The following is a 13,816-nucleotide window of genomic DNA, read 5'->3' on the forward strand; positions in this document are numbered from 1 at the left end:
ATGGCAAAGTACGAAAAGCATCTGACGGGAAATTTTGACGAGCTGCTGGAGCTTGTAACGGACGGCGTGCTGAACGGCAGCATGTCTGCGTCCTACGAGAACGGCTCGGATTGGACAAACGGCACGGTCCGCTGCGCGGTGCGCGTGTTCGAGCGTTACAGCTACATGGGCGGCAACCGCGTCAGCATGAATGTCACTCTGGTCGGCAACGACCGCGACCTGTTTCTCTCCGCCATCACTTCGGGCGGCAGTCAGGCCGTGTTCTTCAAGCTCAATACCCTCGGCGAGGAGAGTTTTCTGGAAAAGCTGGTGCCGATCGTGGAGAACTATGCAAGACGGTAAACATTCGTGCTGGTTCTGCTGGGGAGACAGCGCGCACGCCCTTCTGCGGGAAGCGCAGATATGCTATCCCTCTGTGTTCCCCAAAGCCGAGGTTTTCGGCCCGCAGGACGATCTCAGCGAAGGCACACTGCAAAACTGGAACAATCCGGCGGCGCGTGAGCAGATGCTTCGGGTACGCTATGCGGATTTTGATGCGGACACGTCCGATGCCTTCGTGCGCGAGAACGAGCGGGCGGCGACTGCGCTCGATACCGCGGATGAAATCGTGCTATGGACGGCGCAGGACTGCCCCGCAGAGCGGTGCATGATGCTGTCCCTGATCAACCGCTTGCAGGGAAGGGACGTTCCGATCTGGCTGGTCGAGGTGAGCGAGATGCCGCTCACCGAACTGCGCGAGCCAGAGGGCACGATCGGCGGCGCGACTGCCATCGCCGTCATGATGGATGATAAGATACCGTGGTATTGGCGGCTGTTCCGCCATCCGCTGACGTGGTGGTATCTGCGAAAACGCAAAAAGCTGGCGCGTCAGGAGACCCGCGCGGGCGGCACGGTGCGCTACGGCCTTGTCGGCGAGATGGAGTATCGCGCCGCGCCGTATTTCTGGGAAAAGCGGCGGCGGCTCACCGATGAGGAACGCCGGCGCGCCGCCGAACAGTGGGCGCAGCTTGTGCGTGAGGACGCGATGCTCCGCGCGGTCGTGAATGGGGAGGTGCGCTCGGTCGGTGAGGATTTCTACGACGAGATTATCCTTTCCTGCGTCAGCAAGACAGAAAAAACAGCGGCCGTCGCCATCGGCAGCGCAATGGCAAAGATCGATGCTGAAATGTGCAGCCGCGTCGGTGACCTGCTGATCTACCGCCGTCTGCGCGCGCTGGCAGATGCAGGACGGGTCGCGCTCGTGCGCACCGAGCCGCAGGAGGCTGGCGGCGCACCGTATTGGGGCGTCAGCGTCAAGCGCACCTGCTGAGCGAATGCAAAATAAGGACTTGACAGACCTTGGTTTGATATGGTATCATTTCATCGTGATAAAGTGATAAAGGAGCAGCGGAGCCATGAACCGTTTTCGTATTTCCACCCCGGAGGGTACCCGAGACCTGTTATTTTCCTCGTGCCGTGCGCTGCGGCAGACGGAAAACGCTGTGCGCGACGCGCTGGAGGAGCGCGGCTACAGCGAGATCATCACCCCGGCGGTTGAGTATTTTGATGTATTTGCGCAGGCAAACCCCGAGCTGGATCAGGATCAGATGCTGAAGATCATCGACAAGTCCGGCCGGATCTGCGTGGCGCGTCCGGATAACACCACGCCGATCGCGCGTATCGCGGCCACCCGACTGGATGACGCGGCGCTGCCGGTCCGCCTGTATTACAGCCAGAAGGTGTTCCGTTCGGTGTCCGGCGACCACGGCCACAAGGGCGAGTTTCTGCAGGTCGGCGCGGAATTTATCGGCGCGGACGGTCTGGAGGCCGACAAGGACATTCTCACGGCTGCGTTTGCCGCACTCAGCAAGACCGGCGCGGACAACTTCCGCGTAGAGCTTGGTCACGCTGAGATCTACAAGGCGCTGATGGATGAGCTTGGCGCGGATGCACAGTCCGCCGAGGGCATCCGCCGCCTGATCGAAAACAAGTCGTTTGCCGCGCTCGGTGACGCACTTGAGCCGTTTAAGGGCAAGCCCGCCGCAAAGGCGCTCAGCGCTATGCCGAACCTGTTCGGCGGCATCGAGGTGCTTGACGAGGTCGAGTCGCTCACCGGCAACGTGCGCGTGCTCGGCGCGACCGCTTATCTGCGCCGACTGTATCAGGCACTGGATGAGGCAGGCTACGGCGACCGTATCATGATCGACCTCGGCCTTGTCCACGAGATGGATTACTACACCGGCATCATGTTCCGCGGCTACATCGGCGGAGCGGGCGCGGCCATCCTCGCAGGCGGCCGTTACAACGCGCTGTGCGCCAAGTTCGGCAAGGATATGCCCGCGGGCGGCTTCGGCATTGACGTGGAGAGCGTTGCCGACAGCCTTGCAGGACAGAGCCGTCCCGAGGTCGCAACCCGCCGGGATACCGTGCGTATCGCACTGACCAAGGGCCGTCTGGAGAAGAAAACGCTCGCGCTGCTCAAGGCCGCAGGCTGCGATATCTCCGAGCTGGAGGCCGGAACGCGCAAGCTCATCTTCACCCTGCCGGACAGCGGCGTGGAGATCGTGCTTTCCAAGGCAGCGGACGTAATCACCTACGTTGAGCACGGCGTGTGCGACATGGGCGTGGTCGGCAAGGATACCATCATGGAAAAGGGCGGCAGCTTCTACGAAATGGTAGACCTCGGCTTCGGCAAGTGCCGCTTTGCCCTCGCCACCAAGAAGGGCAAGGACGTGTACGGCGGCTATAAGACCCCGGTTATCGCTACCAAGTATCCGGCGGTCACCAAGGCCTTCTTCAATAAGAAGAATATGGATGTTGAGACCATCAAGATCGAAGGCTCGGTCGAGCTGGCGCCGCTGCTCGAGCTGGCGGACGGCATTGTGGATATCGTGGAGACCGGCACGACGCTCAAGGAGAACGGCCTCGAGGTCGTTGAGAATGTAGCGCCCATCTCGGCAAGAGTTATCGTCAATCTCGCAAGCGCGAAGATGAAGAAGGCAGCGATTCAGAAGGTTATTGCAGAACTGGAAAGTGGCTTGGAGAAGTAAGCCAATACATATATAATATAAATCATATCCATAGGGCGGGGTGCCCTACGGAATATTGATACCAATGCCGGTGGACGAAAACGGTTGACACAAAAGGGGAATACCACAATGTTTATGAAAACAGTCCTCGCGGACGGACAGGCAGAGCAGCAGGTTATCCGCGAAATGAAAGCCCGTGCGGCTGGTGCGCGCGGCGATATTGAGCAGATTGTCCGCGGTGTGATGGCGGACGTACAGCAGCGCGGCTGGGATGCGGTCGTGGAGTACGCCGAGCGGTTTGACGGCAAGGCGCCGTACATTGTCGAGTCGGAGGTGCTTGACGACGCGTACAACGCCTGCGACCCGAAGCTCATCGCGGCGCTGGAAAAGGCGGCGGCGAACATCCGCGACTACCACGAGCAGATGCTCGTCAAAACGTGGGAGTGGAACCGCTCGGGGGGCGAAACACTCGGTCAGACCGTGCGCGGACTTTCGCGCGTCGGCATTTATGTGCCGGGCGGCACGGCAGCGTATCCGTCGAGCGTGCTGATGAACGCCATTCCGGCCAAGGTTGCCGGCGTCGGTGAGCTTATCATGGTAACGCCGCCGACCGAGAATATGTCGAACGAAGTCCTCGCGGCGGCGAAGATCGCCGGTGTAGATACCGTTATTGCCATCGGCGGCACACAGGCGATTGCCGCGCTGACCTACGGCGCAGGCTTTATCCCGCAGGTGGACAAGATCGTCGGCCCGGGCAACGCCTTTGTTGCGGCAGCCAAGAAGCTGGCGTTCGGCACGGTCGATATCGACATGATCGCCGGTCCGTCCGAGGTGCTTGTCATTGCCGATCACACCGCCAACCCGACCTACGTTGCCGCCGACCTGCTCAGTCAGGCCGAGCACGACAAGCTGGCTTCCGCCGTCCTGCTGACCGATTCCATGGCGCAGGCACAGGCGATCTCGTGTGAGATGGAGCGGCAGGCGAAGCAGCTCCCGCGGTGGGATATCATCAAGGAGAGCGTTGCGAACTACGGTTGCGCCATCGTGTTTGATGACCTGAAGGACGCCTGCAGGATGGCTGATGTGGTCGCACCCGAGCATCTGGAGGTCGTAACCGCCGCTCCGCGTGAGCTGCTGCCGTACCTGCACAACGCAGGCGCGATCTTCCTCGGGCAGTACGCCCCGGAGCCGCTCGGTGACTACATGGCAGGCCCGTGTCACGTTCTGCCGACCTCGGGCACGGCGCGTTTCTTCTCGCCGCTGTCCACGGACACGTTTTTGAAAAAAACCAGCGTTATCGAGTACACGCGGGACGCGCTCGAAAGCTACGCACAGGATATTATCGCGCTCGCGCAGAGCGAGCATCTGGACGCGCACGCAAACTCCATCGCGGTGCGCTTTGCGGAGGAAAACGACAATGAGAACCGCTGAAATCAAACGAAAGACCAAGGAAACCGACATTTCGCTCAAGCTGACGCTTGAGGGCGGCGACCGCAAGATCGACACCGGCATCGGCTTTTTCGACCATATGCTGAACAGCTTTGCCGTGCATTCCGGCTTCGGTCTCACGCTCACCTGCAAGGGTGATCTGGAGGTGGATGGTCACCATTCGGTCGAGGACTGCGGCATCGCGCTCGGTCAGGCACTGGCGCAGTGTGTCGGTGACAAGGCCGGAATCGCGCGCTTCGGTCAGGCGTTCGTGCCGATGGATGAGGCGCTCGGCTTCTGCGCGCTGGATATCTCCGGCCGCCCGTACCTCGTGTTCGATGCCCCCATGCCGCAGCCGATGTGCGGCCAGTACGACACCTGCCTGACGGTCGAGTTCATGCGTGCGCTGGCGGTACACGCCGGACTGACGCTGCACCTCAAGTGCGAGTACGGCGAGAACGCGCACCATATCACAGAGGCGCTGTTCAAGGCGCTTGCACGCGCGCTCAAGCAGGCCGTTGCGGTTACCGGCGGCGGCGTTTTGAGCGCGAAGGGTGTTCTCTAAATTTCATAAACATGGTGCCAACCGTTACGGCAGGATGAGGTCATCCCGCCCTGCGGAACAGATTCCGAGAGGTACAACATGAGTTATATTGCAATCGTAGATTATGGCGCAGGCAATCTGATGAGCGTACACAACACGCTCGATTACCTGGGTTATGAAAATAAAATCGCGGCTTCGGCGGACGTGATCGATAACGCGGCGGGCGTTATCCTGCCCGGTGTCGGCGCGTTTCCGGATGCGATGGCGGCTTTGACCGACTCCGGTTTGACGGAGGCGGTGCTGAAGGCTGCAAAGGAAAAGCCGTTCCTCGGTATCTGCCTCGGCATGCAGATGCTGTTCGAGGAATCGGACGAGGTGCGTCCGTGCAAGGGTCTGGGTCTGCTGCCGGGACGCATTGAGCGCATTGAAACGGCGCTCAAGCTGCCGCAGATCGGCTGGAATGCGCTGGACATTCTGCGTCCGAATGCCATGACCGAGGGTCTGGAAAACGGCAGCTATGTGTATTTCGTGCACAGCTTCATGGCGCATCCGGCGGACGAAAACGACCTTGCCGCCGTGACGGATTACGGCACGCGTGTGCCTGCCATGGTGGCGCGGGGGAACCTGTTCGGCTGCCAGTTTCACCCGGAAAAGAGCGGTGAAGTGGGACTTGCGATGCTTCGCAACTTTGCAAAACTGACGGAGGTGGGAAAATGAGAGTTATCCCCGCGATTGATTTAAAAGACGGTCAGTGCGTGCGCCTGCAGAAAGGCGACTACGGCACTGCACATAAAGTAGCAGAAAACCCGGTCGAGACCGCACAGCGGTTCCTCGATGCCGGTGCAGACCTTGTACACATGGTTGACCTTGACGCCGCGAAGGACGGCTCGCACGCGAACTACGGCGTGGTGGAGCAGGTCATCCGCGAGACCGGCGCGACCGTGGAGCTTGGCGGCGGCATTCGCTCCATGCAGGATGTCGAGACCGTGCTTGCACTGGGCGTTTCGCGCGTTATCATCGGCTCGGCGGCTGTCCGCGACCCGGAATTCGTAGCCGAGGCTGTAAAAAAGTACAGCGACAAGATCGTTGTCGGCATCGATGCCAAGAGCGAGACCGTCCGCACGGACGGCTGGCTGGGCGACAGCGGTGAGAACTACATCGCGTTCGCGGAGCGCATGGAGTCCATCGGCGTGCGCCACATCATCTTCACCGACATTGACAAGGACGGCATGCTCGCCGGTCCGAACTTTGACCAGCTGGCGGCGCTGCGCGCCTCGGTCTCCTGCGAGATCATCGCGTCCGGCGGCGTGTCCACCCTTGAGGATATCGCAGGCCTGAAAAAGCTCGGCATTGATGGTGCAATCGCAGGCAAGGCGGTGTATACCGGCACCCTCGATTTGGCAAAGGCCATCGAACAGGCCAAGTAACCGCTCTACGGTTACGATTGAACCTTCGATTTGAACGGAGTGAAAAACTTGTTAGCAAAACGCATCATCCCCTGTCTGGACGTAAAGGACGGGCGCGTGGTAAAGGGCGTGAACTTTGTCGGACTGCGCGACGCGGGCGACCCGGTCGAGCTGGCGAAGTTCTACTCGCAGGAGGGCGCGGACGAGATCGTGTTCCTCGATATCACCGCCACGAGCGACAACCGCGATACCATTGCCGACGTTGTGCGCCGCACCTGCCGTGAGGTATTCGTGCCGGTCACGGTCGGCGGCGGCATCCGCACCGTGGACGATTTCCGCGAGATTTTACGCGCCGGTGCAGATAAAATTTCCATCAATTCCTCGGCGGTCAAGAATCCCGATCTGGTGAACGCCGCTGCGGAGAAATACGGCAGCCAGTGCGTGGTCGTTGCCATCGACGCGCGCGCGAACGCCGAAATGCCGTCCGGCTTTGAGGTTTACGTTGCGGGCGGCCGCACCCCGACCGGCAAGGACGCGGTCGCGTGGGCGAAAGAGGTTTACGAGCGCGGCGCGGGTGAGATCCTGCTGACCTCGATGGACAAGGACGGCACCAAGTCCGGCTTTGACCTAAAGCTGACCAAGGCAGTTGTGGAGGTGGTCGGCATTCCGGTCATCGCGTCCGGCGGCTGCGGCTCGCTCGAGCATTTCTCCGAGGTGTTCGAGAAAACCGGCTGCGATGCCGCATTGGCAGCCAGTCTGTTTCATTATCGGGAATTGACCGTGGGCGAGGTGAAGGAACATTTGCAGGAACGTAACATTCCTGTAAGACGGTGAAGTAATTGAGAATTGAAAATGGAGAATTGAGAATTAAGGAACGGTGCGAAGCACCGCATTAAATTCCGCGCTTTGCGCGGCACATTCATTTTCCATTTTCCATTCTCCATTCTCAATTAAAAGGTGAATACAATGGAATTATCTAAATTTTTCAAAAAGGCTCCTCTGGTGCCGATTATCTGCCAGGATGAGCGCAGCGGCGAAGTCCTGATGCTCGGCTACGCGAACGAGGAGGCCCTGCAGCTGACGATGGACACCGGAACGGCATGGTTTTTCTCGCGCTCGCGCCAGAAGCTGTGGAACAAGGGCGAGACCTCGGGCAATTTTATCTTTGTCAGCAGGATTCTGTCCGACTGCGACGATGACACGCTCATCTATGTCGGCACGCCCAAGGGTCCGGTCTGCCACACCGGACACCGCACCTGCTTTTTCACCACGCTGTGGGAGAAGCCGGAAGAAAAGTAAAAGGAGAGCAGCATTATGAATTCGTTTGAGCAAATGGAAGCCGTTATCGCGCAGCGCCGCGCCGAGCCGCAGGAAGGCTCATACACCTGCTATCTGTTCGAGAAGGGCATTGACAAGATTCTCAAGAAAGTTGGCGAGGAGTGCGCCGAGACCATCATTGCAGCCAAGAACGGCGACAAGGCCGAGCTGGTCGGTGAGATCAACGACGTATTCTACCACATGATGGTAATGATGAACGAGTGCGGCGTGACCATGGAGGATGTCTGCAAGGAAATGGACATCCGCGCCCAGAAGATCGGCAACCTGAAGAAATTCCACGTTTCCGACCACAACACCTGATTTAGACTGCTGCAAGACTGCAGTTTCGAGACAATATAGGACCTGTGCCAAAAATGCACAGGTCTTATTGTTTTGTCGGAAGGAATATGGTATGATGAACTTGAGGTGAGCAATATGCGCAGAAAAGACAGAGAAATCACCGGCCGAGAGAACATCGAGCCGATCCTGCAGGCCTGCAAGGTCTGCCGCGTCGCCATGACCGGCACGGACGGCTGGCCGTACGTCATTCCGATGAACTTTGGCTACACCTGGGATGAGGACGGGCTGACGCTCTACTTTCACGGCGGCGTGAAGGGCAAGAAGATTGATTCGCTGAGGGCGGACCCGCGTATCTGCTTTGAGCTGGACTGCGAGGAGGGTCTGACCGGCGAGGGCGACTTGGCCTGCCGGTACAGCTATGCGTTCTCGTCCATCGTGGGGTACGGCAAGGTGGAATTTGCAAAGGACAATGACGAGAAACGGCAGGGCTTGGACGTTATCATGCAGCACCAGACCGGCAAGGGCGGCTGGACGTACACGGACGCGGCTCTGTCCGTCACCGAGGTGATGCGCGTGCGCGCGGAGTCGTTTGAGGCCTCGCGCAAGGCGCCGAAGGGATGAGCATGAAGCACATCGGGACCAAAATTCTGGCAGGCGTGCTGGTGGTGCTGCTGGCGGGAGCGGGCGTGCTGATCTGGCGGAATCTGCCGGAGGATGCACCGCGCCTGCAGGAGCCGGAGGAGACCGTTCGGCAGGAGCCGGAGGTGCAGCCGGACACCACAGCGACCCTGTGCGTGGCGGGCGATATTGTGGCGCACATGCCGCTTGTCGCGGATGCGTGGAACGGCGAAGCGTATGATTTTACGCACCTATTTGCGGACGCAAGACCGTATTACGAGGCTGCGGATTACGCAACGGCCTGTCTGGAGACCACGTTCAACGGTCCGCCGTATTCGGGCTATCCGCAGTTCTGCGCACCGGATGCGCTGGCCTACGGCCTGGAAACGGTCGGGTTTAACCTGCTCTCAACGGCGAGCAACCACAGCATGGATACCTGGTACAGCGGTCTGGTCCGCACACTGGATGTGCTGGACGCCGCCGGTCTGGAGCATGTCGGCACTTACCGCACACAGCAGGAGCGCGATGCGGTGAAGATCATCGACGTGGGCGGCATCAAACTGGCCATGCTGGCGTACACCTTCAGCACAAACGGCCTGCCGGTGGACAGCGAGCACCCGTACAGCGTCAGCGTCTACACGACCGACTACATGACCGACTGCAGTGTGGTGGATTACGACCTCATCCAGTCGGATCTGGACAAGGCGGGGCAGTCCGGTGCGGATGCGATCGCCGTGTATGTACACTGGGGAAACGAGTACCACACCGAGCCGTCCGAGCAGCAGGAGCAGCTGGCGGACTACCTGTTTGCGCACGGCGCGACATTGGTGCTCGGCGGGCACGCGCATGTGCCGCAGCCGATGGAGCTGCGGACGCTGCCGGACGGCCGCACAGGCTATCTGTGCTACTGTCTCGGCAACCTGATCTCCAACCAGTTTGACCCGTACACCAACCTGACGGCGGCTGTCACGCTGACACTCACCAGAAGCGGCGAGACCGGACAGGTGACGGTTTCCGGCGCGGAGTACGCGCCGATGTTCATGCTGCACGCAAGCGACTCCAACGAGGGACGCTACCGCCTGCTGGATATTCGGAAATCCATGCAAGATTTTGAGCAGGGGGATACGTCGGTTGTAAACCGGTCGGTATATGACCGAATGAAGCAGGGACGTTCCGATATGCACCGTATCTTCGGCACGGATGAGGTGCTTTCGCTTGCAGCATAAGAAAACCAGCAGGTTTCCCTGCTGGTTTGAGGCTGTCGAAAAACTCCGTTTTTCGAGCATCCTCTCGATTGAAACCACGCTTTCAATCGAATCTTGACGAAAAGCCGCGCCCTACGGGCACAATTTTTAGTCCCTTGTATAATTCCCGAGGTACACGCCCCCGGGAATTATGAATTTGCTGTGCAAATTCTATTTTATGCGTGCTGCCGCACGAAAAATAAAAACGATAGATTGACTTTATCGACAGACTGAAACCAGCAGGTTTCCCTGCTGGTTTTTTAACACTTTGGTAACATTTGATTTTCGACACGGTGTTGACTTGCGGACACAACGCTGATAAAATAAGTACCATCCACAGAAAAACGTCCTGCTGAGCACCAAGGAGGAAAATGCGCATGCCCGAAGCCAAAAACAACCGCAGAGTGCGCTTTACGCGATCTGCACTGCGTGAAGCCCTAATCGACCTGATTCTGGAGAAGCCGCTGGTCTCTATCACGGTCAAGGATATCTGCGCGAGAGCGGACATCAACCGCTCGACCTTCTACCTGCATTTCAAGGACGTGACCGACATCCTTCGCACGACCGAGGACGAGATCATCGAGCACATGCGCGAGCATGCGCCGATGCACGAACGGGAGTGCCGCGAGCTGCAGGAGATCAAGGAATTCTTTATCGACTTTCTGGAACAGATCCGGAACAATCCGCGCATAATGAAGGTGATTCAGGTGCTGTGCAGCGAGCAGGGAGACCCGTATTTTGTACGCAAGCTGCAGACCATGACGTATGAAGCCTTCCTCGACGGCTGGGATATGCACATGATGCCGGAAATGAGCGAGCAGCGGAAGCTGCTTGTGTTTTCGTATATCATTTCGGGCATGGTATCCATGCTGTCCACCTGGGCGACCAGAGCGCAGGACACGCCGACCGAGCAGGTTGTATCGCTTTTGATGGGGTTGATGTGGCACGGACTGGACTGTTTTGCAGCATTTGACAAAAAAAGTGCTTTTCCGATCGAATAAGCCACTTGACATTTCTATGGGGAAATGGTATATTAAGGATGCTTCGTAAATAAGCAATGTTTTCCGTCGATAGCATTGCAGATCGGCCCTTTTCGGTGTATTCCGGGAAGGGTCGATCACTTTTTATATAAAAATTTGAGGAGGAGAAGAAATTGCACAAACAGGGAGCTTTGCGCGAATTCGGGCACTATGCCGCGATGAACATCCTGGGGATGATCGGCATTTCGTGCTACATTCTCGCGGATACATTTTTTGTCGCACAGGGCACGGGCTCGCTCGGATTGGCGGCGCTCAACATCGCCATACCGGCGTACAACCTGATGAACGGCATCGGCCTGATGCTCGGCGTGGGCGCGGCAACGCAGTACATGATCGCGCGGGCGCAGAACGATCAGAGACAGGCGGACAGCGTATTCACGCACGCGGCGGCACTCGGGCTGCTGCTCGGCGCGCTGTTCCTGCTCGGCGGACTGTGCTTTGCGCAGCCGATCGCGCGGCTGCTCGGCGCGGACGCGCAGACACTCGGCATGACGACAACCTACCTGCGCATGCTGTGGTGCTTCGGGCCGTTCTTCGTGATGAACAACGTGCTGCTGGCATTCACGCGCAACGACGGTGCGCCGACCGTTGCCATGTGCGGCATGATCGCGGGCAGCCTGTTCAACATCGTGTTCGATTACATTTTCATTTTCCCGTGCGGACTGGGCATGTTCGGTGCGGCGCTTGCGACCGGCTTTTCGCCGTTTGTCAGCATTCTGGTGCTGCTGACGCACCTGCGGAGGCCGTCCCGCGGATTCCATCTTGTCAAAACGCCGCTGCGCGTCAGCCGTGTGCCGAGCCTGTGCGCGCCCGGTCTGTCCTCGCTCATCGGTGAGATCGCCTCCGGCGTGGTGCTGCTGCTGTTCAATCTGGTGCTGCTGCGCCTCAGCGGCAATACCGGTGTGGCGGCTTACGGCGTGGTGGCAAATCTTGCTCTGGTGGGAATCGCTGTCTTTACCGGATTGTGCACCGGCATACAGCCGCTGGTCAGCCGCAGCTCGGGTCTCGGTGACAGGGAACAGCTGCGGCGGCTGTTCCGTTGGGGCATCTGTACTGCGCTTGCGATTGCAGCCGTGCTGTGCGTATCGGTTTTCCTCGGCGCGGAGCCGCTGACGGCGGTGTTCAACAGTGAGCATGACCCGGAGCTTGCCGCTTATGCGGAGAGCGGCCTGCGGATCTACTTCACAGGCTTTTTGTTCGCAGGCGTGAACATGGTCACGGCAGCGTTTTTCAGCGCGTCGGATAAGACTGTGCAGGGCTTTGCCATTTCGCTGCTGCGCGGTGTGATTGCTGTGCCGCCGATCCTGTTCCCGCTCGCGTGGGTGCTCGGCGTCGATGGCGTCTGGCTGACGTTCCCGATGGTGGAGCTGGTCACGGCGGTCGCCGCACTTGTCTGGGCGCGAAAGTACATCGTTGAGAATTGAGAAATGGCGTGGTGGCTTGCGTTGGTTCTCCCCCTCAAATATCATTCTCTATTATTGCACGAAAAAAGGACTGATTCTCTCGGATCAGTCCTTTTATGATACCGTTTAACCTTACAGCTCTTCCACAAGCGCCTTAAACAGCTTGCCGCGTTCCATGAAATTCTTAAAGCGGTCGAACGACGCACTGGCCGGACTCATGATAACGACATCGCCGTTTTCTGCGCGGGCAGCGGCCTCCTGCACGGCTGTTTCGAGGTTCTCCACCTCGATAATCGGGGGATGCTCGCCCTCGATATTCTCCACGCACTCCCGAATCTTGGGTGCAGTCGCGCCGGTGAGCAGCAGCAGCTTTACATGGTCGCAGATAGGCTGACCGAGCACATCGTAGGGGATATGCTTGTCGTAGCCGCCTGCAATGAGAATGACCTTCTGCTGGAAGGAATTGAGGCCTGCGATGGTTCTCGTCGGACTGGAGGCGATGGAGTCGTTATAATACTTCACGCCGTCCTTCTCGCGCACGAACTCGATGCGATGCTCGACGCCGCCGAACGTGGTCGCCACGGCGCGGATATCGTCGTCAGAGGCGTAGCCCTGCACGACGGCGGCCGCCATCATCATGTTGTACACGTTGTGCGCGCCCGGAATGCGGATGTCGGATGCGGGCATCAGCTCACGGCGCACGCCGCCGTCCGCGATGTAGATCATGCCGTCCTTGAGGAACACGCCGTTGGCCAGCTCCTGCGTTTTGCTGGTGCAGAACAGGTTGCCGGATGCCTTGAGCGAGCGCGTCACCTCATCGTCGAGATTGAGGATCAGCTTGTCGTTCTCGCCCTGATTGCGGTAAATGGCAGTCTTGGCCTGCACATATTCGTCAAAATCCTTGTGGTAGTCCAGATGATTGGGCGTCAGATTGGTGATCGCCGCAATGTGCGGAGAGTGCTTCATGCCCATCAGCTGGAACGAGGACAGCTCCACGACTGCAAGGTCGTTTTCAGTCATCGTGTCCACGCGGGGGAGCAGGGGCGTGCCGATATTGCCGCCGAGATGCACGGTATAGCCCGCGTGCTTCAAAATCTCGCTGACGAGCGTGGTGGTCGTGGTCTTGCCGTCCGAGCCGGTGATGCCGATGATCGGACACGGGCAGACCGCGAAGAAAAGCTCCATCTCGCTGGTGATCTCCGAGCCGTTTGCACGCGCCTTCTCAAGAAAACGCGGGTGAACACCCGGAGTACGGAAGATAACGTCCTCATCGAGCGCATCAAGGTAATGCGGGCCGAGAACGAAGTCTACGCCGAGGGTAGCGAGGGTAGCATAGCCATCGCCAAGCTCGGTGGGTTCTTTTTTGTCATGCACGGTAACGCGCACGCCTGCAGCGCGCAGCATACGGATGAGCGGCATATTGCTCACGCCCGCGCCGATTACGCCGACCCGCTTATCCGACAGGCCGCCGAGGTATTGTTCTAATGCTGTCATAAATGCGTAACACC

Annotated in this window: 15 protein-coding genes; 14 read left to right on the plus strand and 1 reads right to left on the minus strand. The window is 58.9% G+C overall.

The genetic code is table 11. The features are described from left to right. The 14 genes from DW088_RS08885 (at position 1) to DW088_RS08950 (ending at position 12,329) form a co-directional block, all read left to right on the plus strand. Positions 1 to 342 (plus strand): DUF6054 family protein, encoded by a 342-nt coding sequence (locus DW088_RS08885; RefSeq protein ID WP_118285354.1) that lies wholly within the window; start codon positions 1 to 3, stop codon positions 340 to 342. Next, positions 329 to 1,309: a DUF3658 domain-containing protein gene (locus DW088_RS08890; protein ID WP_118360440.1), complete on the plus strand. Its 981-nt coding sequence runs from the start codon at positions 329 to 331 to the stop codon at positions 1,307 to 1,309. Before DW088_RS08885 ends, DW088_RS08890 begins: the two co-directional genes overlap by 14 nt. 85 nt (positions 1,310 to 1,394) lie before the next feature. Then, complete coding sequence (hisZ, locus tag DW088_RS16740; protein WP_118360441.1) at positions 1,395 to 3,029, plus strand: ATP phosphoribosyltransferase regulatory subunit; 1,635 nt, start codon at positions 1,395 to 1,397, stop codon at positions 3,027 to 3,029. A 108-nt stretch (positions 3,030 to 3,137) separates the two neighbouring features. Continuing rightward, on the plus strand, positions 3,138 to 4,439 hold the full coding sequence (hisD, locus tag DW088_RS08900) for a histidinol dehydrogenase (protein ID WP_118360442.1): 1,302 nt from the start codon (positions 3,138 to 3,140) through the stop codon (positions 4,437 to 4,439). Continuing rightward, positions 4,426 to 5,001, plus strand: coding sequence for an imidazoleglycerol-phosphate dehydratase HisB (gene hisB / locus DW088_RS08905; RefSeq protein ID WP_117491093.1), 576 nt, complete (start codon positions 4,426 to 4,428; stop codon positions 4,999 to 5,001). Before hisD ends, hisB begins: the two co-directional genes overlap by 14 nt. 78 nt (positions 5,002 to 5,079) lie before the next feature. Next, the gene (gene hisH, locus DW088_RS08910) at positions 5,080 to 5,697 is read left to right on the plus strand and encodes an imidazole glycerol phosphate synthase subunit HisH (protein ID WP_117491095.1); all 618 of its coding nucleotides are present in this window, start codon (positions 5,080 to 5,082) and stop codon (positions 5,695 to 5,697) included. Further along, positions 5,694 to 6,407, plus strand: coding sequence for a 1-(5-phosphoribosyl)-5-[(5-phosphoribosylamino)methylideneamino]imidazole-4-carboxamide isomerase (hisA, locus tag DW088_RS08915; RefSeq protein ID WP_116704957.1), 714 nt, complete (start codon positions 5,694 to 5,696; stop codon positions 6,405 to 6,407). The genes hisH and hisA overlap by 4 nt, the downstream gene beginning before the upstream one ends. A gap of 48 nt (positions 6,408 to 6,455) precedes the next feature. Further along, complete coding sequence (gene hisF, locus DW088_RS08920; protein ID WP_117751662.1) at positions 6,456 to 7,220, plus strand: imidazole glycerol phosphate synthase subunit HisF; 765 nt, start codon at positions 6,456 to 6,458, stop codon at positions 7,218 to 7,220. Positions 7,221 to 7,352: 132 nt separating this feature from the next. Beyond that, positions 7,353 to 7,685 (plus strand): phosphoribosyl-AMP cyclohydrolase, encoded by a 333-nt coding sequence (hisI, locus tag DW088_RS08925; RefSeq protein ID WP_117491101.1) that lies wholly within the window; start codon positions 7,353 to 7,355, stop codon positions 7,683 to 7,685. Between the two features lie 15 nt (positions 7,686 to 7,700). Beyond that, positions 7,701 to 8,024 (plus strand): phosphoribosyl-ATP diphosphatase, encoded by a 324-nt coding sequence (hisE, locus tag DW088_RS08930; RefSeq protein WP_110436493.1) that lies wholly within the window; start codon positions 7,701 to 7,703, stop codon positions 8,022 to 8,024. A 114-nt stretch (positions 8,025 to 8,138) separates the two neighbouring features. Then, positions 8,139 to 8,624, plus strand: coding sequence for a pyridoxamine 5'-phosphate oxidase family protein (locus DW088_RS08935; protein WP_118360443.1), 486 nt, complete (start codon positions 8,139 to 8,141; stop codon positions 8,622 to 8,624). A gap of 2 nt (positions 8,625 to 8,626) precedes the next feature. After that, positions 8,627 to 9,847 carry a CapA family protein gene (locus DW088_RS08940; RefSeq protein ID WP_118360444.1) on the plus strand — a complete coding sequence of 407 codons (1,221 nt, stop codon included), beginning with the start codon at positions 8,627 to 8,629 and terminating at the stop codon, positions 9,845 to 9,847. A 395-nt stretch (positions 9,848 to 10,242) separates the two neighbouring features. Beyond that, positions 10,243 to 10,866, plus strand: coding sequence for a TetR/AcrR family transcriptional regulator (locus tag DW088_RS08945; protein ID WP_158574648.1), 624 nt, complete (start codon positions 10,243 to 10,245; stop codon positions 10,864 to 10,866). Between the two features lie 152 nt (positions 10,867 to 11,018). Continuing rightward, a complete protein-coding gene (locus DW088_RS08950; RefSeq protein WP_199720425.1) occupies positions 11,019 to 12,329 on the plus strand; it encodes an MATE family efflux transporter in 1,311 nt (436 codons plus the stop codon). Positions 12,330 to 12,440: 111 nt separating this feature from the next. On the opposite strand, the gene murD is transcribed toward DW088_RS08950, so the two are convergent. Continuing rightward, positions 12,441 to 13,802 carry a UDP-N-acetylmuramoyl-L-alanine--D-glutamate ligase gene (gene murD / locus DW088_RS08955; RefSeq protein WP_118360446.1) on the minus strand — a complete coding sequence of 454 codons (1,362 nt, stop codon included), beginning with the start codon at positions 13,800 to 13,802 and terminating at the stop codon, positions 12,441 to 12,443. Between the last annotated feature and the right edge of the window lie 14 nt (positions 13,803 to 13,816).

This window comes from Butyricicoccus sp. AM05-1 (genome assembly GCF_003474415.1).
Lineage (GTDB): Bacteria > Bacillota > Clostridia > Oscillospirales > Butyricicoccaceae > Agathobaculum > Agathobaculum butyriciproducens.

What these genes read in the sequence shown, in the direction of transcription:
- DW088_RS08885 (WP_118285354.1), top strand. Translation starts at nt 1, where the DNA reads ATGGCAAAGTACGAAAAGCATCTGACGGGAAATTTTGACGAGCTGCTG.
- DW088_RS08890 (WP_118360440.1), top strand. Translation starts at nt 329, where the DNA reads ATGCAAGACGGTAAACATTCGTGCTGGTTCTGCTGGGGAGACAGCGCG.
- hisZ (WP_118360441.1), top strand. Translation starts at nt 1,395, where the DNA reads ATGAACCGTTTTCGTATTTCCACCCCGGAGGGTACCCGAGACCTGTTA.
- hisD (WP_118360442.1), top strand. Translation starts at nt 3,138, where the DNA reads ATGTTTATGAAAACAGTCCTCGCGGACGGACAGGCAGAGCAGCAGGTT.
- hisB (WP_117491093.1), top strand. Translation starts at nt 4,426, where the DNA reads ATGAGAACCGCTGAAATCAAACGAAAGACCAAGGAAACCGACATTTCG.
- hisH (WP_117491095.1), top strand. Translation starts at nt 5,080, where the DNA reads ATGAGTTATATTGCAATCGTAGATTATGGCGCAGGCAATCTGATGAGC.
- hisA (WP_116704957.1), top strand. Translation starts at nt 5,694, where the DNA reads ATGAGAGTTATCCCCGCGATTGATTTAAAAGACGGTCAGTGCGTGCGC.
- hisI (WP_117491101.1), top strand. Translation starts at nt 7,353, where the DNA reads ATGGAATTATCTAAATTTTTCAAAAAGGCTCCTCTGGTGCCGATTATC.
- hisE (WP_110436493.1), top strand. Translation starts at nt 7,701, where the DNA reads ATGAATTCGTTTGAGCAAATGGAAGCCGTTATCGCGCAGCGCCGCGCC.
- DW088_RS08935 (WP_118360443.1), top strand. Translation starts at nt 8,139, where the DNA reads ATGCGCAGAAAAGACAGAGAAATCACCGGCCGAGAGAACATCGAGCCG.
- DW088_RS08940 (WP_118360444.1), top strand. Translation starts at nt 8,627, where the DNA reads ATGAAGCACATCGGGACCAAAATTCTGGCAGGCGTGCTGGTGGTGCTG.
- DW088_RS08945 (WP_158574648.1), top strand. Translation starts at nt 10,243, where the DNA reads ATGCCCGAAGCCAAAAACAACCGCAGAGTGCGCTTTACGCGATCTGCA.
- murD (WP_118360446.1), bottom strand. Translation starts at nt 13,802, where the DNA reads ATGACAGCATTAGAACAATACCTCGGCGGCCTGTCGGATAAGCGGGTC.